Origin of the sequence: Lysinibacillus sp. FSL M8-0337, from assembly GCF_038593855.1 — a bacterium.
In the GTDB taxonomy this organism is placed as follows: domain Bacteria; phylum Bacillota; class Bacilli; order Bacillales_A; family Planococcaceae; genus Lysinibacillus; species Lysinibacillus sphaericus_D.
Genome location: NZ_CP151996.1, coordinates 1045156 through 1071296, shown reverse-complemented (window position 1 = coordinate 1071296; position 26141 = coordinate 1045156). Strand labels below are relative to the sequence as shown.

Here is a 26141-nt window from a genome sequence, read left to right as displayed (position 1 = left end):
GCTATGAAACTCCCAATGCTTTAAAAATAGCATCAAAAGAATCTGGATCAGGCAGTAAGAAGAAATGTCCCCTCACTGTTTCATGATCCTCCACACCGTCTTCAAAAATGGATGTATTAATTACGATGACATTATCACTCACGTGCGATAATTCAATTAAGCCAATACTAATAATAGCACCAAACATATCTACACTTAGACCAGGCACAGTTGGATAAATTTTTAAATTTGTAAAATCTGATAACGCGGATAAATATGAACCAGATAAAATATTCCCCATTTCCTGCATGGCGGATAAACCTAACTCCGAAACAGGCGGGTTTTTAAAGTCGAATGATTCATCCTGTATTAGACGACGGATAAAGCGATTTGCTTGTTCAATCGGAAGTATGAAAAACATGCTTCCTTCAGCATCTCCCTCGATGCGTAAAAAAATCCCAACTACAACGTTTTCAGAGCCACCAGCAAGCTCCATCATGTCATTAAACGACACCATTTCAACCTTTGGGACACGCATATCGATTTTTTTACCAAGTAAATTGGAAAGAGCTGTTGCAGCATGAGCAGCTCCAATATTTCCAATTTCCTTTAATACGTCTAAATGTAGTGATGTAATCTTTTGATTAAGTGTCATAATCGAATCCCTACTTTAGTGGATTTAATACTTTCTCTAAATGTAATAATATTAATAATCGTTTACCTATTTTGGCTACGCCAGAAATAAACTCTTCTTCAAGAGATCCTACTACCTCTGGTTGAGGTTCGATTGAGCTCGCTGGAATATCCAACACATCGTTCGCTGAATCTACAACAAAGCCTACTTCCATGTCTTCTAAAGAGATAATGATAATACGAGTCGTTTCTTCGTGCTCAGAGATTGGTAATTCAAAACGTTCGCGTAAATCAATAATTGGTGTTACGACACCTCGTAAGTTGATGACACCTTTTACATATTTCTCCGTTTTAGGTACACGTGTAATATGCATAAGTTTCTCGATACCTTGGACGTGTGATACTGGAATCGCATATTCCTTATCTGCTAATTGGAAGACAATTACTTTAATATTTTCTTGTTCAACTGCATTTGTCATAGTAAACACCTCTCTTATTCATTGACCTTATTTTATAAGTGCATTGCAATCCACAATTAGGGCTACTTTACCATTACCTAAAATTGTTGCACCGGAAATTGCAAAGATATTCGTTAAGTAGTTTCCTAATGATTTCAGTACAATTTCTTGTTGGCCAATGAATGAATCTACAACTAAACCAGCAAGTTTCTCGCCTTTACGAACAATTACTACTGAATGGAATTCATCATCTTGTAGCTCTTTACGAGGTACTTCGAAGATTTCTTCTAAGAATACAAGTGGAACCACTTTACCACGGAAGTCAATCACCTTTTGGTTATGCGCATTCATAATATCTGATGAACGGATAATCGAAGTTTCAATAATTGATGATAGTGGTATCGCATAAATTTCTTTTTCTATTTCTACAAGCATTACCGAAATAATAGATAGTGTTAACGGCAATTGAATGGAGAAAATAGAGCCTACATCTTGTGTAGATTCAATCGAAATGTTACCACCTAACGATTCAATCGTTGTTTTGACAACATCTAGCCCTACACCACGACCTGATACATCTGAAATAACATCTGCCGTTGAGAAACCAGAAGCTAAAATAAGCTCATTAATTTGATTGTCTGACATGGCAAGAGATTGTTCACGCGTAACAACTCCTTTTGAAATCGCTTTTGCCAACACTTTTTCGCGATTAATGCCTGCTCCGTCATCTTCAATTTCGATAAAGACATAGTTACCACTGTGATAAGCACGTAACACCACTGTGCCTTCTTCTGGCTTTCCTTTTGCACGGCGTGTAGTAGGGTTTTCAATACCGTGATCGACAGAGTTACGGATTAAGTGAACGAGTGGATCGCCAATTTCGTCGATGACTGTTCGATCTAGCTCTGTTTCTGCGCCAATAATCTCAAGGTTTATTTTCTTATTAAGGTCACGAGATAACTGACGAATCATTTTAGGGAAGCGGTTGAATACTGTTTCCACAGGAACCATACGCATTGTTAAAATAATTGTTTGTAGGTCACCCATAACACGGCTCATTCGTTCAACAGTTTCGTTTAACTCCCCGTGATTCACTTCAGTTGCAATGGATTGTAAACGTCCACGATCAATAACAAGCTCCTCAAAGAGATTCATTAAAATATCGAGACGTTCAATATTTACTCGAATCGTTTTGTTTCCTACAGGTGCATGACTTTTATCTGCTTTGGCAGGTGTTGATTTTGCTGGTGTAGGCTTAGCTGAAGCTTCAACTGGTGTATCTACTACCTCTACCGGTGTTGCTGTAGCGGTTGCAGTAGCGGCTACTTCTTTATTTGCTTCATATTGTTTTTCACTGAATTGCTCTTGATTAATCTTTGCAACACTTACTTCATCAACTTCGGAAACCTTCATTAACTTCTTCTGCATATCTTCGGCAGATTCTTTCGTTACGAACGCTACATAAAATAGTTGATCGAATTGCTCATCTTCAAGCTTCTCAACAGATGGCGTTGATTTAATAACATCCCCATCTTTTTCAAGAATCTCGAATACCATAAATACGCGAGCTGCTTTTAATAGACAATCTTCACGCAGTCTGACTGAAATTTCAAAAGCATTAAATCCTTGTTCAGCCGATTGCGTTATAACTGTTTGCTCGAAGCTATCATATTCTAATACACTTGGTACTTCTGGTGTAGCTGCAGTTGCTACTACTTCCGGAAGTGCTTCCTCGCCAGATTCAATGCGCTTCAACTGTGCGACAGTGGAAGAAACATCTCTTTTACCGTCTCCACCATTAGCAATATCCATGACCATTTCTTCTAAATGATCCACAGATTCAAATACAATATCTAAAATTTCTGGTGATACATGAATTTTTTCATTTCGAATTGCATCAAGGACATTTTCCATTTTATGCGTTAAATCTGCTAAGTCTTCGAAGCCCATAGTCGCTGACATACCTTTTAATGTATGAGCCGAACGGAAAATTTCTCCAACGATAGCCAAATCATCTGGGTTTTTTTCTAGTTCTAATAAATGCTCACTACAAGCTTGTAAATGCTCTTTACTTTCTTCGATAAACATCTCTAAATATTGATTGACTTCCATTAAGAGGACACCCCTTTTAAGGCAAATATTTCATAATTGTTTGTGCAATATCATCTACATCAGCGACTTCATCGACAAGCTGCGTTTCCACCGCAGCTTTCGGCATACCATACACTATGCAAGTTTCAGCTGACTCTGCAATAGCAACCACATTTCCGGTATTTTTTAATGCTTTCAGTCCCTTCGAACCATCATAGCCCATACCTGTCATAATGACTGCTACCTTATCAAAATCTTTAAATTGACTTACATCTTCAAACATCACATCTACAGATGGGCGATGGCCAGAACGTGGTGGTTCGTGATTATCTAGCACGATGCCAAATGAGGTACCAACTTTTCTTAACCTTAAATGGTATCCTCCAGGGGCGATATAGGCCACGCCATTTTGTAAAATATCGCCTTGCTCTGCTTCTTTTACCGTAATCTCGCTCAATTGGTCTAAGCGGGAAGCCAGCGATTTTGTAAAGCCCGCTGGCATATGTTGAACAATAAGAATTGGCGCTTGAATTGTTTTTGGAATTTTAGTAATTACTTCTTGTAGTGCACGCGGTCCACCAGTAGATGTCCCAATCAACACAATTTTTTTACTAACTTTACTCCATTCAATATGTCCCTTAGTGACATTCGTACCTGTTGCGTTCACATTGACTGGAGGTATAACTTTACGTTCCTTCGACAATTCTTTTCTTACTGAAGTAGGCGATACAATTGGTTCTTGTTGTCTTTTGCTAATTGATGGTTTTTTCAATTTAGAAATAGGTACCAACGAAGCTTGTTCAACTTTATGGACAAGTTCAGATTGGATTTTATGTAAATCAAGAGAAATTGTTCCGCTAGGTTTCGCAACAAAATCAACTGCTCCATACTCGATCGCAGTTAGTGCATTTTCAGCCCCTCGCTGGGTTGTACTCGAAAGCATGACGACAGGCACTGGACAAATTGTCATAATTTCATTTAATGCATCGAGTCCATTCATTTCAGGCATTTCAATATCCATTGTCACGACTGTTGGTTTTAATGTTTGGATTTTCTTAATCGCATCTTTTCCATTTCGTGCTGTTCCAACTACTTCAACCCTCGAGTTTCCAACAAAAAAGTCACTAATTAGCTTTCTCATAAAAGCAGAATCATCAACGACTAAAAGCTTGCTTTTATGTACAAAGTCCAATTAATCACGCCCTTTCGAAAAAATACTTCTAAGTTTAGATAAGAATTTACTTGCTGACTGTTCATGTGCATGCACTTCCTCCATACGTTGTTCCATAAACCGAGCCACTATCAGTTGAAGTGTTTTAGAAATAAGTGCTTCTGGATATGCGATTGAAAATGGTACTTGCTCGCGCACAGCATTACGCACAACAGGGTCCTCAGGTAAGGAACCCAATACTATAACCTCTTTGTCTAGAAAACGTTTCATTGTAAGCTTTAAACGTTCAATCGTTTCAATACCTTCTTCTTTAGAAAAAGCACGATTACAAAGTAAATAAAATTGCTTATCCATATCACGAACATGAATATATTTCATCATCGAATAGGCATCTGTAATAGAGGTTGGTTCAGCTGTTGTAATAACTATAATTTCATCAATAGATGTTAATAACTCTAATGACCATTTTGTCGCGCCTGCTCCCATATCAAATAGGATATAGTCGAAGTTTTTTTGGAGTTGTTCAAAAGCATGAATCAGTCTCTCAAACATGGCCTCCGACCATTCCAGTACACTCGACATACCAGAGCCACCAGCAATACATTGTAAACCATGTGGCCCTTCAAATATTACCTCATCTAGTGATTTATTTCCTTCTAAGTAATCTTTTAAACTATAAGAAACATTTTTTCCAATTAATATATTGATATTCCCCATCCCAATATCCATATCTACAATTGCTACTTTTTTGTCCTTACTCGCTAAATTAATTGCAAAGTTCATTGAAAAGTTACTTTTACCAACTCCACCCTTACCGCTAACAACGGCAATTGTTTTACCTAATTCACCTTGCCGTTTCAGCATTTTCAAGCGTAATGTTTCTGCTTGATCTCTCATTTTTCTTCACCTTGGAAAAACATATTAAGCACTGCTTCTAAATCAGCTTCTTCAATATCTTCTGGTACTTCTTGACCATTGGTATAGTAAGCAAGTCCTTTATTATATTTAATCATTAAATTAATCATTGTGCCAATAGAATTTGTTTCATCAATCTTCGTAAAAATAAATTTTTCAATTGGAACACTTTTAAATTGCTCAATAATATTGGTCATATCCCTTTCTTTTGCCGTCATAGCAAGTACTAGAAAGGATTCAGCTTGATCATCAAACTTAATAAGACGCTGTAAATCGTCTACATATTTTGCTTCCTTATAATTGCGGCCCGCAGTATCAATAAAGACTAAATCTAAATGGGACAATCGTTGCACAGCTTGTTCGTAATCTGTCGAATTATAAGCAATTTCAACAGGCGCTTGTAATAGGCCCGCATACGTTTTTAACTGCTCAATGGCAGCAATTCGGTATGTATCTGTAGTAATAAAGCCTATTTTTTTCTTTTTCTCTAAAACTGCTCGAGCTGCCATTTTAGCAATTGTCGTTGTCTTGCCGACACCCGTTGGTCCTAGCACATTAATATATTTCCGTTCATAGGATAGGCCTGCAATCGGCAACCCTTCTAGTTTTTTACGCAACAAGTTTTTGGCAATTAGCTTGCATTGTGAAAAATTGATTTCTGAAGCTTCTTTGAAATGCGCAAAAAGCTCATCACCAATCGTTGTGATGAGCTCCTCATTTAGCTCTTGCTGTCTTAAGTATTCAATGAAGGATAAGAGTTCATCGGGATATTGAGCTTGGGTAGCCTTCTTGTGCATTGATTGCATTAATGATTTTAAATCTGCAATTTCCTTCCTCAGTTCTTCAGACATACCTGACTCATCTTGCAAAGTTATTTCTTGCTTAGGCTGAGCATGTTGAATAGCTTGCACAGCATTCGTAATCTCTAGTAAACTAGCATTTTCTTTTTTAGCAGGAATCATAGGCATACTTGCAGGTGCTGTTGGAGCCGTATTGCTTGGCTCCATCGTGTCAATCCCTGCAACAACTTCAAAACTTTTCTTTTTAACAAGCCCAAAAAGTTTCTTTGTTACGACTACTTTTGAATTCAAAATGACAGCATCGTCGCCTAAATCAGCACGCACAAGCTTCATTGCTTCTGGTATGGAAGATGCATAATATTTTTTCATTTTCACTCAACATTCACCACCCCAACACTTTGAATTTCAATAGAAGCATCAAGTTCATTATAAGATAATACCGGAATCTGCGGGAAATAGCGTTCTGTCAGCTGACGTAAATACATACGAACAGCTGGTGAGCACAATATAATAGCAGATTGTTCCATAAAGGACACACGCTCAACCTCTGATGCAATGGTCTCTAGCACCGTTTGAGAATCTTGAGGATCCATCGCTAAATAATTGCCGTGATCCGTTTGCTGAATGCTATCTGCAATCATTTTCTCTACTTTACCCGATACAGTAATGACTTTCAATGATGAGCTGTCTCCTACATATTGAGAGGTAATTTGACGAGCTAATGACTGACGAACATACTCTGTTAATATATCGGTATCACTTGTTAGTTTTGCATAGTCTGCTAATGTTTCGAAAATAATTGGCAAGTTACGTACAGAAACATTTTCTCGAAGAAGCTTGCCCAGTACTTTTTGGATTTCTCCTGTAGATAATGGTGCAGGTGTTAATTCTTCAACTAAAATTGGATGTGTTTCACGTAAATGGTCAATTAATTGTTTCGTTTCCTGACGTCCTAATAATTCATGCGCATTTGCTCGAATCATTTCTGTTAGGTGTGTTGACACAACACTCGGTGGATCAACAACTGTATAACCAGACATCTCGGCATCCTCTTTCACTTGCTCTGTAATCCATTTTGCAGGAAGACCAAATGACGGTTCAACAGTATCAATACCCTCGATTGAATCATCATCTCCAGGGCTCATCGCTAAATAATGATCGAGTAGGAGCTCCCCACGAGCCATTTCATTACCTTTAATTTTTATGCGGTATTCATTTGGCTGAAGTTGAATATTATCACGAATACGAACAACTGGAATGACAATCCCTAGTTCCAATGCTAGTTGGCGTCGAATCATGATGACGCGATCCAATAAGTCCCCACCTTGGGCTGCATCTACTAGTGGGATTAAGCCATAGCCAAATTCAAATTCAATTGGGTCCACATTTAATAAATTCACAACATTTTCAGGGCTCTTCATGCCGTCTGTTGCCACTTCTTCCTCAATTTCAAGTAATTCTTCCTCATCCTCTGGTTTCTTACGTTCCATCATGTAAGCACCTGCAATAAGTGAAATACCAATTGGTAACGTTACCCAGTTAGGAATTGGTGTGAATAAACCAAGTAAAACAATAGTACCCCCAGCAACATAAAGAAGCTTTGCTTGAGCGAATAGTTGTCCTGTAATATCTTCTCCTAGACTTCCTTTAGAGGATGCGCGTGTTACTACAATCCCTGTTGCTGTTGAAATAAGAAGTGCAGGGATTTGTGAAACAATACCATCACCAACCGTTAGCTTTGAGAAATGGGTTGCTGCTTCCGCAAATGGTAAGCCCATTTGTACAACACCGATAATAATACCAAATAATAAGTTGATAATTACCATCACCATGGAGGCGATTGCATCCCCTTTTACGAATTTCGTAGCACCATCCATCGCTCCGTAGAAATCCGCTTCTCCCGCAACTTTGTCACGTCGTTCACGTGCTTCTCGCTCAGATATTACACCTGCGTTTAAATCCGCATCAATACTCATTTGTTTACCAGGCATCGCATCGAGTGTGAAACGAGCAGCTACTTCTGCAACACGTTCCGCCCCTTTTGTAATAACGATAAACTGAATCAATACAAGAATTAAAAACACTACTAAACCTACGAGAACATTCCCACCAACTACGAAATCCCCGAAGGTTTCAACAACTGATCCAGCATCTCCATTTGCTAAAATTGCACGCGTTGTGGAAACACTTAAGCCAAGTCGAAACAGGGTTAACAGAAGAATAACGGAAGGGAAAATAGAGAAATCTAATGCTTCCTTCATACTCATTGCTGTTAAAAGTACTATTAATCCTAACGTAATATTAATGACGATTAAGAAACTTAGCATCCACGGAGGAAGAGGGATGATGAGCATCGCAACGATTAAAATAACCGCACCTAAAACCCCTATATCGCGAACCTTCATTTGTGTCCCTCCTACATAAAAGCTTTAAATTTTCCGCTTAATACGATAAACATAAGCGAGTACTTCAGCTATTGCTTTGAAAAATTGTTCTGGTACCTGATCGCCTATTTCTACCTGATCATACATGGCTCTGGCTAATGGTCTGTTTTCTACCATTACGACATCATGTTCTTTCGCAATCAGTTTAATTTTTTGAGCAACAAAGTCTGTCCCCTTCGCCACTACACGAGGGGCATCCATACTGTCCTCATCATACTTTAGAGCGATTGCATAGTGAGTTGGGTTAGTGATCACGACATCAGCATTTGGCACTTCTGACATCATTCGACGCATTGCCATTTCGCGCTGACGTTGCTTGATTTTTGATTTAATCAGCGGGTCACCCTCACTATTTTTGTATTCATCTTTAATATCTTGTTTAGACATTTTCAGATTTTTTTCATACTCATGTTTTTGATACATCCAGTCCAATAAGGATACACACAGTAACACAAGAGAAGCCGCAATTCCCATAATGCCAACAAGTTTACCAACTGTAACAAGGGTCACCCACGGACTTTTAAATGATAGTGCTAAAACTTCATGTAAATTTGACCATATGATAATTGTTGTAACTCCACCAATAAAGGAAATCTTTAAGATTGACTTTATAAGTTCAACAATGGCTTTTACAGAAAAGATTTTTTTTAAGCCTTTAATTGGATCCATCTTTTTCAAATCAAATTTCATCGGCTCTAATGTGAATAAGAAACCAAATTGTAGAAAATTACCTGCCAAGGCTCCTACAAACGCAATTGCCATTATCGGAACAATGACATAAGCCATTTCTACCAATGTTTCGGTAAATAAATGCATTACACTGTCAATCGTAAGTGTTTCTACACGTACGTTATGGATAAATGTTTGCCTAAAAAAAGCTAACAGATCGTCTCGCAATGATCCTGCAAAGAATAATAGAAAGATAAACACCATGAGCATTACAATCGCACTGGATATGTCCTGACTCTTTACGACCTGCCCTTTTTTTCTAGCATCTTGTCGTTTTTTAGGTGTCGCCTTTTCTGTTTTTTCACCTGCAAAAAACTGTAAGTCTAAGTCCAGTAGTAGCAACATCTTATCCACCACCTAATATCGCCATTAAATCGCGCATTCCGTAAATCATAATCGTAATCAACTTTTGAATGACTTGTATCATAACCGCCATCATTGTGAAGAGCACTAAAAAACTGACACCAATTTTAATTGGAAAACCAACCACAAAGATATTTAATTGTGGCACCGTTTTTGCCGTTATACCAAGTGCTAAATCCACTAAAAACAACGTTGCTACAACAGGTGCTGCCATTTGAAACGCAATGGCAAAGACGGCAGTAAATGTTGTCATGACAAACTGGATATAATCATCTTGTGCGAAATTAGGAAATCCCTGATCTATAGGTAAAAACTGATAACTATAGAAAATTCCATCTAAAATCATATGATGACCATCAATCGCCAATAAGAACAGCAACGCCAATGTATTGAAAAATTGACCGATTAATGGACTTTGCGCCCCTGTTTGTGGGTCTATAATATTGGCAATGGCAAATCCCATTTGGAAATCGATAAAGCTTCCGGCAATTTGAATTGCCGACATGATGATATAGCCTATTAGACCTAATAACAATCCAATAACAGCTTCTTTCATCACTAAAAGTATGTAATCACCATTAAAAAGAAATGGCTCTACGTCTATTGTATAATACATCATCCAAGCTAAAACGAATGCGAGGGAAATTCGTACTTTCTGCGGAATCGTCCTATATGAAAAGAAAGGTACCGTAACAAAAAAAGCTGTTACGCGCACTAGTACTAATAAGAATACCGTTATTTGAGGGACTAGTTCATTCATGTACTCACCCTATATAACGCGTTAAATTCTCAAAAATGTCTCTCGCATAGCTCGTAACTTGTGATAACATCCACGGACCAAAGAAAACGATGGCCACTAATACTGCGACGATTTTTGGAACGAATGCTAATGTTTGCTCTTGAATCGAAGTGGTTGCTTGAAATATACTTACCGCTAAACCAGAGATTAAAGCAACTAATAATAGCGGTCCGCTTGTTAGAAGGATAATCATAATGGCACGCTCTGCTATTGAAATAACCATTTCACCTGTCATACTGTATCATCCCCTAAAAACTTTGTAGTAATGATTTCATTACGAGGTACCAGCCATCGACGAGTACAAATAATAAAATCTTAAACGGCAATGAAATCATAACCGGTGGTAACATCATCATCCCCATCGACATTAACGTACTTGCAACAATCATATCGATTACAAGGAATGGAATAAATATCATAAAACCAATTTGGAAAGCGGTTTTAATTTCGCTAAGTGCGAAAGCAGGTACTAGCATAGTAAGTGGAATTTCCTCTACAGATGCTGGCTTTTCTGCCTTATTATATTGTAAAAACAAATCTAAATCTTTTTGCCTTGTGTGCTTACTCATAAACTCTTTAAACGGCACACTTGCCTTCTCATATGCTTCTTCTAGCCCAATTTCTTCAGCAAATAGTGGCTGTAATGCCTCTTTATTGACCTCTTGAAATGTAGGAGCCATGATAAAGAAGGTTAAAAATAAGGCAAGTCCAACAATAACCTGATTAGGAGGCATTTGTTGTGTCGCCAACGCTGTACGCACAAATGAGAGCACAATGACAATCCGCGCAAATGATGTCATTAAAATTAAAATGCTCGGGGCAAGTGACAATACAGTTAATAATAAAAGGAGCTTAATAGAAGTTGAGACATTGGTTGGGTCGCTGTTGGAAAAATAATTGACTATATCATTCATTTATCATCATTCTCCTTTTGCTTCCATCTCTCTAATTCTTCACTACGCTCCTGTTTAATTTCAGAGATTTTTTTTCCAAAAAGTTCACCAAACGAATCTTGTTGTGTATTTGTTGATGAATTTTGTTTATTTTTTCTCTTAAACTTAGAAATTACTTCTGCTATATAAGGTGATGTTGCCGCAAATTCCTGTTTTTCGTTATAGAGCGCTAACAACTCTTCAACTTCCTGCGGATCGGTAATTTCACGTATCAGTTGGACATCTTCACCGACACCTACTAAATAAATCGTTTTACCTATTTGCAACAGTTGAACAGACTTTTGCGCACCTAACGATAAACCGCCTAAATTTTGTACCATTTGATTTCGTTGAAAAGTTAAATTTCTTTTATTTAAAAACTTCATCAACCCATAAAATAAAGCTACAACAAAAATAAGCGCCAAAACCATTTTTATGTATTCCCATGCAGAAACATCTCCAGCTGCTGAAACAACTGTATCTTCTTTCGCAGCTGGGTCTGAATTATCCTTACATTCCTCTGGTTTTTTCATACAATACTCAATGCTATTTGTATCGGTATCTGCATGAACAGAAACTGTTGGTGGGTACACAAATAGGAAGGTTACAAGAAATGCGAAAATCATCGTGACACGAAATGATTTTAACATTTGCATGAAATCATCCTAGTGCTTTTTGAATCGCTTCAATTACACGATCAGCTTGGAAAGGCTTAACAATAAAGTCTTTCGCGCCAGCTTGAATTGCATCGATTACCATCGCTTGTTGTCCCATTGCTGAACACATGATTACTGTTGCGCTTGGATCAGTACCTTTAATCGCTTTAAGAGCCGCAATACCATCCATTTCAGGCATTGTAATATCCATTGTTACTAAATCTGGCTTTAATTCGTTGTATTTTTCAACAGCCTGTAGACCATCGGCAGCTTCCCCTACAACTTCAAATCCGTTTTTGGATAAAATATCCTTGATCATCATGCGCATAAATGCAGCATCGTCTACAATCAAAATTCTTTTAGACATGGTTAACTCCTCCAATTGAAACTATCTTAAATTATTTAAACGCTCTGCTTGACTTAAAACATCTGTAATGCGGACACCGAAGTTTTCATCAATAACAACAACTTCGCCTTTGGCAATTAGACGACTATTTACTAGAATATCAACTGGTTCCCCTGCTAATTTATCTAATTCTATAATCGATCCACTAGCTAGTTCTAAAATCTCTTTAACAGAACGTTTCGTACGTCCTAACTCTACAGTAACTTGCAATGGAATATCAAGTAGCATATTTAAATTTCTAGCCTCAGATTGAGAGATTACATTTGGATCAAAGCTAGCAAACTGTGCTTGCTGAACATTTACAGGTTGAACTGGTCTTTGTTGCGTATGAATTTGTTGTTGTTCTTGATACATTGGTGGTTGCTCTTGATACATCGGCTGTTGCACTGGTGCAGCGGGTTGTTGATATGCCGGTTGCTGTGCTGGTGGCGGTGTATGTTGAACTGGTGGTGGCGCAATTGGCGCTTCCGGTGCAATTGTAGCTGCAACTGGCTCTGCAATCGCCTCTGTTTCACCTAATAATGATTTGACAATATTTTGACTAAACTTAAGTGGTAATAATTGCATTAAGTTCGAATCAATTAAATTACCAATACGAAGTCGGAATGAAACTTTTACTAGTAAATCGTCCTCTGGAATATTGTCTCGACCTTCATTTTTAGAAATATTCATTAGATCGATTGTCGGTGGCGAAATATCCACCTTTTTGTTGAATACTGTCGACATGGATGTTGCCGCAGAACCCATCATTTGATTCATCGCTTCTTGTACTGCACTTAGTTGAATCTCACCTAGGTCAGGCTTAGGGTTTAAACCGTCCCCACCTAACATTAAATCAGCTATAATGGCAGCATCTGATTGTTTAATTACAAGTAAGTTCATACCTGTTAAACCAATCGTATATTCTACCTGTACTGCTACATACGGATGAGGAAATTCCTCTTCTAACTTATTGCGGTTAATCATTGAAATACTAGGGGTAGTAATGTCTACTTTTTGTCCTAATAACGCAGAAAGAGCAGTAGCTGAACTACCAAAAGATATATTGCCAACTTCACCGAGTGCATCTTGAGCAAACGAATCAAGGTAATCCTCTACTCTTACCTCATTTTGTTCTTCTTTTGTAGAAGCTTCGCTGTCGTTCATTCTATCGTCCAACGTTTCGCCCCTTAATAACGCTTCAATTTCTTCTTGGGAGAGCATTTCATCACTCATCTTCGTCTCCTCCTTTCAAAGGGTCGATAATCTGGATTGCTAATTTTTTACCCTGTTTTCCGGGTTGTACTGTGAATTTAGGCAATGTACCTACTTTCAGCAGCAGTGGATCATCAATTTTTTGTTCTAATTGAATGACATCACCGACTTGCATCATTAAGAAGTCTTCAATGGTGATGTCGCTAATGCCTAGCTCAACAGAAAGAGGCAATTTAGCTTGTTTAACACGTGTTTCAAGCATTTTTGTTTGCTCTGGTGACATCTCTTTTGTATTAGTTTGCATCCAATAGCGAACAGATAGATTTGGTACAATTGGCTCTAAAACAACATGCGGAATACAAATATTAATCATACCGCTTGTCTCACCAATAATCGTATTTAACGAAATTACGACTACCGTTTCATTTGGTGAAATCATTTGTAAAAACTGAGGATTTACCTCAAGCTCTACTAAAATCGGGTCGATTTCAGCAACATTTTCCCATGCTTCGCGTAAATTGTCGAATGAGCGTTCAAAGAGATTTGTCATAATTTTTGTTTCAATTTCTGTTAAGTTATCAACATTACTATGACTTGCTCCACTACCACCCATTAAACGATCTAACATCGAATAAGCAATGTTCGGGTTTATTTCCATCAATATATTACCATCAAGTGGTGGCACTTCAAACACATTAATGAGCGTCATATTCGGAATTGAACGAACAAACTCTTCAAAGGGTATTTGGTCTACTGATGCTACTGTAATTTGTACATAGCTTCTTAACTGTGCAGAAAAGAAGGTAGTCAGTAGTCGTGCAAAATTCTCATGTATTCGGGTCAAACTTCGGATTTGATCTTTTGAGAAGCGCAACGCTCGCTTAAAGTCATAAACTTTAACCTTTCGCCCCTCGTCCTCTTTTTTAATGTCATCCGCTGACATTTCTCCGGTCGAGATTGCGGATAGTAGCGCATCTATCTCAGATTGGGATAACACATCTCCTGCCATTTGCCCACCTCCATTTCAAGCAGTTTCTAATTTTTATTGAAAGATGTAGGAGGTAATATATACTTGTTGAATTTCTCCCTCTTGCATCAATTCATTTAACTGTGTTTTTATTGCCTTTTCAAACATTATTTTACCTTGCTTGCCATCTAAATCTTTTTGTTCCATTTCTGAAAGCTCTTGAATAATTAAATTATTCGTTTGGAAATCACGCTTCTTTAACTCTTCTGCAGCGTCCTTGCTAGAAGTTTGGATTTTTAGCGTCATGCGCACAACCCTTTTATCAGCAAGATTGGTCATAATTTCAGGAACATCAACAGAGGCTTCTACAATATCGTCTATTGATGGTTCAAGTGATGCTGCCGGCTTATTGAATTGAGTAAATAATACAAACGCAATAACGCCAATAAGTATAATCGCCACTAGTACGATGATAATCATCGTTAACACTTTATTATTCTTCATCTTCTTCACCTCGTAGATGCGGGTTTGATAGTACTTGTATATTGTTATAAAAAGCTGCTGCCTTTTGTCGCACCTCATCTTCACTCTGTAACACAATAATTTTTGTTCCTGTTGTTAAAGTAATAGTCGTATCTGGGAAAGATTCGACTGTTTCTATGTATAAAGCATTCAGTGTAAATGCTTTGCCATTTAGTCGTGTTAGTTCAATCATTGAAATAGGGCCGGTCTAGCGCAAGAGCCGGCCCGACCCTCCCTCATATTGAAAATTATGTTTTATAGCTCGAACGCCATCTACGTATAGCCTCTTGTTCCATCATCCAAAGGTCTGCTATATTACTAGCATCTATTTGGCTATTGCATACTTGAAGGCTTAAAAACTATGAGATAGCAGCTTTCGAAACTAGAAGTAACTAATTTCTAAACTATCGTTTTAAGTTAACTAATTCTTGAAGAACCTCATCCGATGTAGTAATAATACGCGTATTCGCTTGGAAGCCACGTTGCGCTACAATCATTTCAGTAAATTCTTCAGATAAGTCTACGTTGGACATTTCAAGTGCCCCTGCCGTAATTGACCCCATACCTGCTACTGTAGCAATTTGTCCATAAGGTGCTCCAGAGTTAGCAGTTGCTTGGAAGTAGTTACTACCTACTTTTTCAAGACCACCTGCATTAGGGAATTTAACCATAACAATTTGACCTGCATATTGTCTATATCCATTGGCATCCACATATTCAACCGTTCCATCTGGACCGATACTCACCTCTTTTGCAGTTGTTGGAATTTTAATTGGGTTATTACCGTCAAAAGTAAATGTATCGTTTTCTCCAAGTAAATCCTCCGTTATGCCATTCAGCGGGCTTGCATTTTTATCTGCTTCTGCATTACTTTCAGTTGAGTCTGTTTCATACAATGTATCATTGGCATGACCAACTAAATATTTCCCCTCTGCATTCACTAAATAACCTGCATTATCCATGTAGAAGTTACCTGCACGCGTATAAACAACGTTTGTATAGTTTTCTGCAACACCATCCGTATTTGTTACAGAGTCAGCTACCATAAAGAAGCCTTCACCTTGAATGGCAAGATCCAATGGGCGGTTTGTCGTTTGACGTGAGCCAGAACCGTGAACTGTATCAATTGCTGCAAGTGTTGAACCAAGACCTACTTGTATAGGGTTTGTACCACCACGAGTAGGTGTTGCAGCTGAAGCACCTCCGCTTGTTTGAGATAGGATGTCTTTGAAAATCACGCGACCTTTTTTAAATCCATACGTGTTTACATTGGCAATATTATTGCCAATAACATCTAGCTTTGTTTGGAAGTTTTTAAGACCTGAAATACCTGAATACATAGAACGTAACATAAGTTGTCGTTCTCCCTTCATTTTTGAATTGTGTGCCTCTGTCAGTCAGCAACACATAGGCTTCCTTACTAAAGAAGGTCCAGCCTTAAAGCACGATTGTGCCATCAATATTAGTAAACAGTTGTTGCTTTGCTTCCGTGCGATCCATTGCTGTAATAACAGTAGCATTTTTAGCACTGACAATTAAAGCTGCTTGATCCATCAAGACTAATGGTTGTTTGACACCTTTGGAATGTGCCTCAAATACCTTGTCAGATACAACCTGCCATTCCTGTTCAGTAATCGCGATATTACGCTCTTTAATGCGTTCATGAGCATGCTTACTGACTTTTAGCTCCTGTTGGTTCGTCGCCTCATGTAAATGTGCACTAAACGATTGCTGTGTATTGGTAGGTGTAGGTTGCTTTTGGCGAATAGTTGGATACAATGGGACACGATGAATTGAAAATTTATCCATCTTTCTCCACCACCTTTATTCGCTTATTACTGTAAATTCTTTTCCTGCTAGTTTTTTACCATTTGCTAATTCGTAATAAATAATGCCATCTTTATTAGATACAGAAGTGATTCTGCCTTGTGCATCTTGTTCCCCGTCTTTGTACGTAACATTTTTGCCGATTAGCTTACTCGCTTGCACAAGCGGTGATTCAGTTGATGTATTGTTTTCACCTGTGCTCGTTTCTTTATTACCAAGAATGGCAGAGATGTTTCCAGGATAGATTTCCTTACCATCTGCTAATACAAACACGGCTTCCCCATCAACAAATTTTAAAGATTGGATAACGCCTGAACCTTCTTTTACAATCGGCTTATTATCTTTATCCACTTCTTTTGTGATTTCATGCCATTTTACTTCTTTGCCAACAAATGATGTATAGTTCATAAGCTGCGATTGTTGTTGAGACATCAGTAATGATTCCATCGCCTTTGTCATATTTTGCATTTGCTCTAAAGATGAGAACTGCGCCATTTGAGCAATAAATTCTCGGTCATCCATAGGATTTGTTGGATCTTGATGTTGTAATTGTGTAATTAATAACTTTAAAAATGCATCTTTACCGAGCTCACTACTACCCGTTTGTTTAGTTGGTGCACTATAGTTTGAATAGTAAAGATCATTTGTAATTTTCGTTTCAGCCACTGTTTACACCTCCTCAATTTCTAAATAATCATGGAAGGACATACTCTCTTCGTTATCCTCATTTTGTTGCTCTTGTTCTTCTTGCTGTTGTCGCTTAAAGAAGTTGTTAAAGAAGTGTTGATCTCGCTGTTGTCTATCAGCATCCTGCAACGACTGTGCAATATCGAGTCGCTCCACTTGGATATTTTGCTGAACAAATGCTTGCTTTAATTGATGTGCTTGACTGTCAAGCAGTTCACGCCCGTGCGCAGTAGATGCTAGTAGACGCGCAGTTAAAACACCGTCATTTTGGACAAGCTCGATTCGAATTGTACCAAGATTTTCAGGATATAATTTTAATGTTAAACGTGTAATCCCTTGCGCATTAGAAATTTGAGCTTTATTGATGATTGCCTGCATTTCTTTCAGTAATGCTTCCGATTGAGCTGGCTTAGCTGTTGGCAAAGTTACTTGGAATGTATCTGCTTTTGTTTGTACTGTATTTGCTGTCACCATTTCATTAGCATTTGTATCGCTTTGTTTCGTCACTTGTACTTGCTGAATGACTTGTTGGAAACCTTGCAACGGCAATGTAACGGTTGTTTTTGTGGTAACTTGTTGTGCAGTTTGAATCGTTTCAATTTGCGTTTGCAACGTTGTTAAAAATTGTTGAACGTTTGACAAGCTATTTTCTTGAGACATTGTTAAATCTGTTTTTTGTCCAACCAATTGTGTTAGTTTTAATACTTGAAGTAGGGTTGTAGCCTCTTCGGGCGTTACTTGTCCTTCCCCTTGTAAAGCAGCTACCAACTGTGTCTGTAACACAGGTGCTTGAGCGTCTACTAAAGTGAGTAGCTCCCATACATCGCTCGCTTGCTGTTCTTCCCCTAGAAGTTGTTGAACCAATTTCTGAAGTTGCTCTTTATCTACATTCAATGCAGCCATTAAATTGTCTAAATTCAACATCTCATCCATAGCTACTGCTTTGCCATCTTCCCCTATTTGAAGCATTAACAAGCCTTCGTCATGCGGAATTTCTAACAAATCTAACAATTCCTCGATAGATTGAGTATTTAATAATTCCTCTAGTTCAGCTAACTTATCGTTGTCTTGTGTTTCACTGCTTTGTGATATGTTATTTTGCTGGTTCGTTGAAGCTACTACTTGTCCAAATACAGAACCAAATCTTGATACTTTATCTTGAGCTGTCCCTGCATTTGTTTTTACTTCAGCATTACTAGCTGACACAGCTTTCGGCGAAGCAGTATTTACTTTAGAAGCCGTCATATTCAACATTGCAATATTCATGTTTTTTCACCTCCTTTTCAATTGTTTTTTTATTGTTTAGCCATCAGTTCAGTATATTTCGCAGCATCTTGTGGTTCCATTTTTTCTAGAATAGCTGCTAACTTATCCGGTTTTAAGCTTGATAAAATGCGCAACGCCTGTGCATCGCTCATTTTTATAAGCACCGGTGCTGCTGCTTTAGGTGACATCTTATCAAAAGTAGACAAAATATCATTGAAATCACGTTTCACATCATCTTGTTCTCGATTTAATTTTTCTATTTCAAACTGTAATTTCTCTTGTTCCGTCAACAATTTTTCTTTCTCAGTTGTCGTGTCATCTAATTTTTTTTGCAATTGAGCTATTTCGGCTTCTTTTTCTTGTAATTCTGCCTGTAAACTTACAACTTTGGAATCATCAATTACAACAGCATCTTTCGCTTGCTGTGCCTCTGATTCAACAAAAGGTAAGCTACTTACTGCTTTTTTTCCTAAATCAAAGACGTTCGTATTCATTAACGTTGCTACAACAAGTAACACCGCTACTACGAACATAACAGGTATTAATATCCATATAAAAAACTTTTGGAAACCTCCTGATTTACGTGGTGGCTGTTGTACTTCTAATTCAGTTTTAATACGGTTTTCTTTTTTCGCCATGAAATCACCTGATTTCTTTCTTGAAATACGTAAGTGAAGAAATTTCATCTAAAAATATGCTCTCAATGCGATCTTGTTCTTGTTGAAAAGACTTATAATCTTTTTCACGCATTTTTTCAAATTTACGTACTTCCAAGTTTTTTTCTAATAGTTTTTCTTCGTACCAATTCATTTTAGAACGTGCCTGTACAACTTTTTGTTGTACGTCGGCAATAGTCTTTTCAAGGCTATCAATAAAACGAGCATAGTGATGAATTTCCTCTATTGATGATCCTACAACTAAACGTTCTTGCTGAAATTCTATTAAATTCTCTTTCTTTTTCAGCAAGTCATACAACTTTGTTGCAACCTCTTCAAAAGAACGAACAGATTCTTTATAGGCAATTTCAGTTTCATTTTTTTCTTGTTCTCGAATGGTTAGCACTTTTTCAAAACGATACATATAACTTACCAACCTACTTGCCACCACCGTTCGATAATGTAATCAACTCATTCATACTTTCCTCAAGCGTCACCTTATCTAAATACCCTTGCTTTAAATAAGCCGTAATGAGCGGTTCATAATGAATGGCCTCATCAATCTCTTTGGATGTCCCACGCTTATAGGCACCGATATTAATTAAGTCCTCTGATTTGTCATATGTATAATAAAGCTCACGTAAACGCTCGGCCGCTTTTTTATGCGCTGGCTCTGCCACATGATTCATTAAACGACTGACACTTTTCAGCACATTAATAGCAGGATATTGGCCCTTATTAGCGAGGTTTCGGTCAAGTACAATATGTCCGTCTAAAATACCTCGCACAGTATCAGCAATAGGCTCGTTCATATCATCACCGTCAACTAATACTGTGTAAAAGGCAGTAATCGAACCTTTTTCATTTGTCCCAGTGCGCTCTAATAATTTTGGTAAAATCGCAAATACAGATGGCGTATAGCCTTTTTGAGCAGGGGGTTCACCTGTTGCAAGCCCTATTTCCCGCTGTGCCATTGCAACACGCGTCACGGAGTCCATCATCAACATGACATTTAAGCCACGATTTCTAAAGTACTCTGCAATGGCCGTTGCAGTAAATGCTCCTTTAATACGCATTAGCGCAGGTTGATCTGACGTAGCTGCCACAACGATTGAACGGCTTAACCCTTCAGATCCTAAATCTCTTTCAATAAATTCGCGCACCTCACGGCCACGCTCTCCAACTAACGCAATGACATTTAAATCAGCTTGTGTATTGCGCGCAATCATACCTAGTAATGTACTTTTACCTACCCCAGAGCCGGCGAAGATACCTACACGTTGTCCGTTGCCGACAGTTAACATTCCATCAATTGCTTTTACTCCAACCTCAAGTCTTTCGTTAATAGGCGGACGAGTAAGGGGATTGGGTGGGTCTTGTTCTGTCGGTACAGACATTAATCCTTTCGGTAACAAAGTGCCATCAATAGGATTCCCCATTGAATCTAGAACTTTCCCAATTAACTCTGGTCCAACTTTAATTTCAAGCGGTGCCCCTGTTCCTTCTACTAAGCAACCAATCGATATTTCTCGAAGCGAGGTATAAGGCATCAAAACAACAATTTCATCTTTGAAGCCAACAACCTCTGCTAAAATGATTTGATGACCGTTTTTTGACGTTTCAACATGAATTTTACACACATCACCGATGGAACTATCGGGACCTTGCGACTCAATCATTAAGCCGACAACTCTCGTTACTCTACCAAACTTTTTGAAAGTCGGTATATTTGGAATATGTTCGATTAATTGAGCCGTTTTCATGTCGATCATTCCTTACTTTCTAATATTTCAAGTAGCTTGATTCTTAATTCATTTAATTGCTCGTCAATACTGACAACTATCCGACCATGATTTGTTTCGATATAGCAATCTGTTTCGTTTGCAAAATCCTCATTAACAAAAATCATAAATGGTACGTCTGTGGGGAACATTTCTGCCAATTCATCACGATTAGATGTAATTAAGCCATAATATGTAGGAGAAACGTAGATTTTAATTTCTTTCATTTCTCTCGCTTCTTTAAGACCTCTATGAACAATGGATAGATATAGTTCATTGTTTTGCTCTAATGAAGTCCCTATAATACGTTCTGCAGCAGTTAAGCCTAGTTCCAAAATAATTGCTTCTTGATCTTGGATATATTTTTTTGCATTTTCCCCAGCTTGTGCAATGATTTCATTCGCTGTTTGAAGGGATTGCGCCATTGCTTCTGTGGCTCTGTTTGTACCATCCTCATAGCCTTGACCATACCCTTCATCATACGCTTCTTGTACACGATTTGGGCGTTCTTCTTCCCAGCTTTGTTTCATATGCTCAATTTCTTGGAAGTGCATTTGCTTCTCTTGTTCAAAGGCTTGTCGTGCCGCTTGAATTCCAGCTCGAGCCTCTGCAAGTAAGCGATCACGTTCGGCAAATACATCTTCCATTGTCATTTGATGATGAGATGTTTCATCTGTTTCCATTTCGGGTATATCAAACATATCACGAATTTGTATCTTCTTTACATTATCGCCATTGGACTGTGTGTATACAGAACGGATGATTCTAGACAATGACGTCATCTCCTCCACCACGTGCAATAATAATCTCACCAGCATCCTCTAAGCGACGAATAACAGCAACAATTCGCGATTGAGCTTCTTCTACGTCACGCAAACGAACTGGCCCCATAATTTCCATTTCTTCTTTGAAAGTATCTGCCATTCGTTGTGACATATTTCGGAAGATAATATCTTTTACTTCTTCGCTTGACACTTTCATTGAAAGGAGTAAATCTTCGTTTTCACAATCACGGATAACACGCTGAATCGAACGGTTGTCAAGCGTAACGATATCTTCGAATACAAACATGCGTTTTTTGATTTCTTCAGCAAGCTCTGGGTCTTGAATTTCGAGTGCATCGAGAATCGTTTTTTCCGTTTGTCGGTCTACACCATTTAATACTTCAACGACTGCATCTATACCACCTGTTTCTGTGTAGTCTTGCGTCACAGTTGAAGATAGTTTACGTTCTAAGACAGACTCGATTTCACTAATTACTTCTGGTGAAGTTGACTCCATCATTGCGATACGCTTAGCTATATCAGCTTGTACTTCTTGTGGTAATGAAGATAAAATAACACCCGCCTGTCCTGCTTCTAAATAAGAAAGAATAAGGGCAATTGTTTGTGGATGTTCATTTTGAATAAAGTTAAAAATTTGTGCAGGATCTGCTCTACGTGCAAAGTCGAATGGGCGCACTTGTAAGGAAGAAGTCAAACGATTAATGATTGTTTGAGCTTGTTCAATACCTAGTGCTTTCTCTAATACCGTCTTCGCGTAGCCAATACCGCCTTGTGTAATATAATCTTGCGCAAGTGCAATATTGTGGAATTCTTCAATAATTTCTTCTTTTACATTTGCTTCTACTTTTTTAACACTTGAAATTTCTAACGTTAAACGTTCAATTTCTTCCTCAGTTAAATGTTTATAGACAGAAGCTGAAACCTCAGGCCCTAGTGAAATTAACAAGAGTGCGGCCTTTTGTTTTCCGGTTAATTCCTTATCTTTCTTGGACACAGCAGAACCTCCTAGTTAGTCTTCCGCAATCCAACTACGCAGTAACTTTGCAAAATCATCAGGCTTTTCTTTCGCCATTTTTTCAAGTTGCTTACGACGCATTGTAGCTTCCGTTTCAATTTCTTCATTAATATCATCAATCATCAATTCTTCTTGTTCTTCTAGGATACTTAACTCTTCTTCTTCCTTCGCACGTTTACGTGAACGGATAATAAAGAATGCAAGTAATAGAATAACAGCTAGTAAAATACCTCCAACTACCCAAACCCACCATGGGATAACAGGTGTTTCATCAGCAGTATCAGCTACCTTACCATTTAACGCTTGGACAGAAACAGCCACTTTTTCATCAATTTGCTCTTGAGTAAGTTCCGCTGCTACATCCTTTGAAATTGTCGTACGAACAATAGTACTTAAAATTTTCTCAATGTCTTGTTGTACACCATCAGGTAGTGATGCTGCGTCTGTAGCTGTTGGTGGCTCCACAATTACTTGGATGCCAATGTCTTGAATTTTATATGGTGCTTCTTGAATATCTTTACGAATACGGTTGACGTCATTATTGATCGTTTCTTCCGTACGTTCGTAATCACCATTTCCTGTTGCACCCTCATTGTATGTTGTGAAATTATCTGTTGTTGTTTCAGCTTCAGGTGTACCCATTGCTGCATTACCAGTACCAGAATATTGCTCTGAAATACGTTGGGCACTAATCGCAATCCCTGCCATATTCTCTTCATCAACTGGTGTTACTAAGTTTTCTTCACGATTTTCCTTTTTAAAGTCAATGTCTGTTGTAACCGAAACAATTACTTTATCTTGTCCCATCAGTGTCCCTAGCATATTTTGCACTTGACGTTGTAAGTCACGTTCAACCAATTTCTTCATTTGTAATTGACCTTCAGCTGTAGTTGTCGATGTACCATCTGTTGTTGCAGCATTTAAATCAAAGTACTCTGAGAATTGATTCGAGATCACAATGTTATCTGTTTTTAAATTCGGAATACTTTTTGAAACTAAGTTGTACATTGTTGCAATTTGTTGTTCTGTAAACTTATAGCCAGGATCTGTGTTCAATACAATGGATGCAGTTGCATCTTCTTTTACATCCTGTATGAAAACTCCTTCTTCAGGCAGAGTAATCATCACTTTTGCATCTTTTACGCCCTCTAGATTTTTGATTAGCTTAGCGATTTCTGTTTCAGTTGCAGCTTTTTTCAATAAATTGAATTCATTGTCCGTCATACCGAAGCCAGAACTATTAGCAAAAGAGTAATCAATTGTTCCAGTCTGTGGATATCCTTCTGATGCTAGTTGCACCAATAATGAATCTACCTGTTCTTGGGGCACTAATATAGATGTGCCTCCTGGGGCAATTTCATATTTTACACCTTGAGAATCCAAAGCTTCTTTTACTTGCCCGATTTCTCTTGTGGATAAATCTTTATAGAGCGGAACATATGTAGTTTTTGTTGCAAAAAACGTAATGATAGCTGCAAGTGCTATCACACCTACTACAGAACTAAGCATTACTATTTTTTGTGTTTTACTCCGACTTTTCCAAAATTGGCTGGTGTCGGTTTTTATTTTCGTCAATCGTTCATTCATTATGAATCCTCCGGTTATAGTGAATAACCTAGCAATCAATAATTCGCGATAACAGTGGAATCTCATGGAAGTATGAATATAAAATATTTAGTTCCATGAGAAGCCTAATTAATTGGATTGGTGTCTTTTCTTCACCAACGCAATTAAATTAGACACTCATTCGCATTATTTCTTGGTAAGCTTCAATCACCTTATTGCGAACTTCAAGTGTTGCGTTTAATGTAATGCTCGCCTTTTGAGATGCAATCATTACTTCGTGCAACTCCACATCTCCACCAGTTATTAGCTTTTGTGTTAAATTATCAGAAGTGATTTGCTGATCATTCACTTTCGCTATTGCCTCTTTTAACGAATTCGCAAAGCTTTGTTGCGCTTCGTAAGGTGTCGTATTTAGTTTATTTGTTTCATTTACAACCTGAGTAGGTGTCATTAGTGAAACGGACGAAATTGCCATTATGTATCCATCCTTTCTTTATGTTTATTTACCAATCTCCAACGCCTTTGTCAGCATTGACTTATTTGCATTTAAAACCGTTATGTTGGCCTCGTAAGAACGCGTAGCAGACATTAAATCTACCATTTCTTTTAACGGGTCAACATTTGGCATGTTGACATAGCCTTCTGCATTAGCATCTGGATGTGTCGGATCATACACTAATTTGAAAGGTGTTTCTGTATCTTCCTTAATTCGTGATACTTTCACGCCATTCCCCACGCCACCTTTAGCATTTTTTCCGATTGCTACATTAAGAAACTTTGAAAATTGCCCTTCTTGCGCGGAAAAAGTGACAGACTTCCGTCGGTAAGGCTCCCATTCCCCATTTACTTGCTTAGCACGGGTAGTATCCATGTTTGCCATATTGGAAGAAATAACATCCATGCGCAACCTTTGTGCTGTTAAAGCAGAGGCAGTGGTATTCATTCCATGAAAAATAGACATTTATTACTTACCTCCTTTAATAACTGTATTGAGTGTATTTAACTTACCATTTACACGGTCGATTAAAGCATTGTAGTAGATTTGATTTTCTGCTAATTTCGTTTGTTCAGCATCCATATCTACAGCATTTCCGTTATTTCGATATCGTAAGCCAGCAATATTATGAACACCTGGTGTCGATTGTTTTATTTCGAAATCATAATGTCTAATATCTGTGCGATATGCCGAAATAGATGTTTGTTTCTCATTCTCCAACATATCCTTAAAACTTACACTTTTCGCCTTATAATTTGGTGTATCGACATTCGCAATGTTATTTGCGATTGTTTTATGATTCAAAGTTGCATAGGAAAGTCCGTTTTCCAGGCTACTAATAGTTCCTCCAAATAAGTTCAAAACCATTCACCTCATTTTAATTCAATCTATGTACTTCTTATTTTATCCAATAATACAATTGTAATTAAGATGATACGTAGTGTCTATTGTCTTTTGTCATTTTTTAATAGTAGATACGCCCTATTTTTTTAGAAGTTTAACC

30 protein-coding genes are annotated in these 26141 nt (G+C 37.9%); all 30 read right to left on the bottom strand.

The window, feature by feature from the left end; all coding sequences use genetic code 11:
• Window position 1 precedes the first annotated feature (1 nt).
• A complete protein-coding gene (locus tag MKY08_RS04870; protein WP_024362012.1) occupies window positions 2-634 on the bottom strand; it encodes a chemotaxis protein CheC in 633 nt (210 codons plus the stop codon).
• 10 nt (window positions 635-644) lie between these two features.
• Window positions 645-1091, bottom strand: coding sequence for a chemotaxis protein CheW (locus MKY08_RS04865; RefSeq protein ID WP_024362013.1), 447 nt, complete (start codon window positions 1089-1091; stop codon window positions 645-647).
• Between the two features lie 27 nt (window positions 1092-1118).
• Window positions 1119-3182 carry a chemotaxis protein CheA gene (locus MKY08_RS04860; RefSeq protein ID WP_069510113.1) on the bottom strand — a complete coding sequence of 688 codons (2064 nt, stop codon included), beginning with the start codon at window positions 3180-3182 and terminating at the stop codon, window positions 1119-1121.
• Window positions 3183-3198: 16 nt separating this feature from the next.
• Window positions 3199-4353, bottom strand: coding sequence for a chemotaxis response regulator protein-glutamate methylesterase (locus MKY08_RS04855; protein ID WP_081327891.1), 1155 nt, complete (start codon window positions 4351-4353; stop codon window positions 3199-3201).
• Window positions 4354-5229, bottom strand: a complete 876-nt coding sequence (locus MKY08_RS04850) for a MinD/ParA family protein (RefSeq protein ID WP_024362016.1) — start codon at window positions 5227-5229, stop codon at window positions 4354-4356. It lies immediately after the preceding gene.
• Entirely contained in the window at window positions 5226-6422 is a 1197-nt protein-coding gene (gene flhF, locus MKY08_RS04845) for a flagellar biosynthesis protein FlhF (protein WP_069510115.1), read from the bottom strand. The genes MKY08_RS04850 and flhF overlap by 4 nt, the downstream gene beginning before the upstream one ends.
• Window positions 6419-8452 carry a flagellar biosynthesis protein FlhA gene (gene flhA / locus MKY08_RS04840; protein ID WP_069510118.1) on the bottom strand — a complete coding sequence of 678 codons (2034 nt, stop codon included), beginning with the start codon at window positions 8450-8452 and terminating at the stop codon, window positions 6419-6421. The genes flhF and flhA overlap by 4 nt, the downstream gene beginning before the upstream one ends.
• Window positions 8453-8476: 24 nt before the next feature.
• On the bottom strand, window positions 8477-9565 hold the full coding sequence (gene flhB, locus MKY08_RS04835) for a flagellar biosynthesis protein FlhB (RefSeq protein ID WP_069510119.1): 1089 nt from the start codon (window positions 9563-9565) through the stop codon (window positions 8477-8479).
• A gap of 1 nt (window position 9566) precedes the next feature.
• Window positions 9567-10343: a flagellar biosynthetic protein FliR gene (gene fliR, locus MKY08_RS04830; protein WP_024362020.1), complete on the bottom strand. Its 777-nt coding sequence runs from the start codon at window positions 10341-10343 to the stop codon at window positions 9567-9569.
• Window positions 10344-10347: 4 nt separating this feature from the next.
• Complete coding sequence (fliQ, locus tag MKY08_RS04825; RefSeq protein ID WP_024362021.1) at window positions 10348-10617, bottom strand: flagellar biosynthesis protein FliQ; 270 nt, start codon at window positions 10615-10617, stop codon at window positions 10348-10350.
• A 13-nt stretch (window positions 10618-10630) separates the two neighbouring features.
• Window positions 10631-11296 (bottom strand): flagellar type III secretion system pore protein FliP, encoded by a 666-nt coding sequence (fliP, locus tag MKY08_RS04820; protein WP_024362022.1) that lies wholly within the window; start codon window positions 11294-11296, stop codon window positions 10631-10633.
• Window positions 11293-11964 (bottom strand): flagellar biosynthetic protein FliO, encoded by a 672-nt coding sequence (locus tag MKY08_RS04815; protein ID WP_256093138.1) that lies wholly within the window; start codon window positions 11962-11964, stop codon window positions 11293-11295. Before MKY08_RS04815 ends, fliP begins: the two co-directional genes overlap by 4 nt.
• Window positions 11965-11974: 10 nt before the next feature.
• The gene (locus tag MKY08_RS04810; protein ID WP_004269288.1) at window positions 11975-12337 is read right to left on the bottom strand and encodes a response regulator; all 363 of its coding nucleotides are present in this window, start codon (window positions 12335-12337) and stop codon (window positions 11975-11977) included.
• 21 nt (window positions 12338-12358) lie between these two features.
• Complete coding sequence (fliY, locus tag MKY08_RS04805; protein WP_069510123.1) at window positions 12359-13591, bottom strand: flagellar motor switch phosphatase FliY; 1233 nt, start codon at window positions 13589-13591, stop codon at window positions 12359-12361.
• Window positions 13584-14579: a flagellar motor switch protein FliM gene (gene fliM / locus MKY08_RS04800; protein ID WP_069510125.1), complete on the bottom strand. Its 996-nt coding sequence runs from the start codon at window positions 14577-14579 to the stop codon at window positions 13584-13586. The genes fliY and fliM overlap by 8 nt, the downstream gene beginning before the upstream one ends.
• 33 nt (window positions 14580-14612) lie before the next feature.
• On the bottom strand, window positions 14613-15041 hold the full coding sequence (gene fliL, locus MKY08_RS04795; RefSeq protein ID WP_069510127.1) for a flagellar basal body-associated protein FliL: 429 nt from the start codon (window positions 15039-15041) through the stop codon (window positions 14613-14615).
• The gene (locus MKY08_RS04790) at window positions 15031-15252 is read right to left on the bottom strand and encodes a flagellar FlbD family protein (protein ID WP_069510129.1); all 222 of its coding nucleotides are present in this window, start codon (window positions 15250-15252) and stop codon (window positions 15031-15033) included. The genes fliL and MKY08_RS04790 overlap by 11 nt, the downstream gene beginning before the upstream one ends.
• Before the next feature lie 211 nt (window positions 15253-15463).
• Window positions 15464-16411, bottom strand: a complete 948-nt coding sequence (gene flgG / locus MKY08_RS04785) for a flagellar basal body rod protein FlgG (RefSeq protein WP_069510131.1) — start codon at window positions 16409-16411, stop codon at window positions 15464-15466.
• 85 nt (window positions 16412-16496) lie between these two features.
• On the bottom strand, window positions 16497-16868 hold the full coding sequence (locus MKY08_RS04780; protein ID WP_024362029.1) for a TIGR02530 family flagellar biosynthesis protein: 372 nt from the start codon (window positions 16866-16868) through the stop codon (window positions 16497-16499).
• Window positions 16869-16883: 15 nt separating this feature from the next.
• Window positions 16884-17552, bottom strand: a complete 669-nt coding sequence (gene flgD, locus MKY08_RS04775) for a flagellar hook assembly protein FlgD (protein ID WP_069510133.1) — start codon at window positions 17550-17552, stop codon at window positions 16884-16886.
• A 3-nt stretch (window positions 17553-17555) separates the two neighbouring features.
• Window positions 17556-18839, bottom strand: a complete 1284-nt coding sequence (locus MKY08_RS04770) for a flagellar hook-length control protein FliK (RefSeq protein WP_069510135.1) — start codon at window positions 18837-18839, stop codon at window positions 17556-17558.
• Window positions 18840-18868: 29 nt separating this feature from the next.
• Window positions 18869-19477, bottom strand: a complete 609-nt coding sequence (locus MKY08_RS04765) for a hypothetical protein (RefSeq protein WP_069510136.1) — start codon at window positions 19475-19477, stop codon at window positions 18869-18871.
• 4 nt (window positions 19478-19481) lie between these two features.
• On the bottom strand, window positions 19482-19931 hold the full coding sequence (gene fliJ / locus MKY08_RS04760) for a flagellar export protein FliJ (RefSeq protein WP_081327892.1): 450 nt from the start codon (window positions 19929-19931) through the stop codon (window positions 19482-19484).
• Window position 19932: 1 nt separating this feature from the next.
• Entirely contained in the window at window positions 19933-21258 is a 1326-nt protein-coding gene (gene fliI / locus MKY08_RS04755) for a flagellar protein export ATPase FliI (protein ID WP_069510775.1), read from the bottom strand.
• A 5-nt stretch (window positions 21259-21263) separates the two neighbouring features.
• Window positions 21264-22058: a flagellar assembly protein FliH gene (gene fliH, locus MKY08_RS04750; protein ID WP_176723148.1), complete on the bottom strand. Its 795-nt coding sequence runs from the start codon at window positions 22056-22058 to the stop codon at window positions 21264-21266.
• Window positions 22042-23055 (bottom strand): flagellar motor switch protein FliG, encoded by a 1014-nt coding sequence (fliG, locus tag MKY08_RS04745; RefSeq protein ID WP_024362036.1) that lies wholly within the window; start codon window positions 23053-23055, stop codon window positions 22042-22044. Before fliG ends, fliH begins: the two co-directional genes overlap by 17 nt.
• Before the next feature lie 15 nt (window positions 23056-23070).
• The gene (gene fliF, locus MKY08_RS04740) at window positions 23071-24663 is read right to left on the bottom strand and encodes a flagellar basal-body MS-ring/collar protein FliF (protein ID WP_069510138.1); all 1593 of its coding nucleotides are present in this window, start codon (window positions 24661-24663) and stop codon (window positions 23071-23073) included.
• Window positions 24664-24811: 148 nt separating this feature from the next.
• The gene (fliE, locus tag MKY08_RS04735; RefSeq protein ID WP_069510140.1) at window positions 24812-25117 is read right to left on the bottom strand and encodes a flagellar hook-basal body complex protein FliE; all 306 of its coding nucleotides are present in this window, start codon (window positions 25115-25117) and stop codon (window positions 24812-24814) included.
• Window positions 25118-25141: 24 nt separating this feature from the next.
• Window positions 25142-25603 carry a flagellar basal body rod protein FlgC gene (flgC, locus tag MKY08_RS04730; RefSeq protein WP_069510141.1) on the bottom strand — a complete coding sequence of 154 codons (462 nt, stop codon included), beginning with the start codon at window positions 25601-25603 and terminating at the stop codon, window positions 25142-25144.
• Window positions 25604-25606: 3 nt separating this feature from the next.
• Window positions 25607-25999 (bottom strand): flagellar basal body rod protein FlgB, encoded by a 393-nt coding sequence (gene flgB, locus MKY08_RS04725; protein ID WP_069510142.1) that lies wholly within the window; start codon window positions 25997-25999, stop codon window positions 25607-25609.
• Between the last annotated feature and the right edge of the window lie 142 nt (window positions 26000-26141).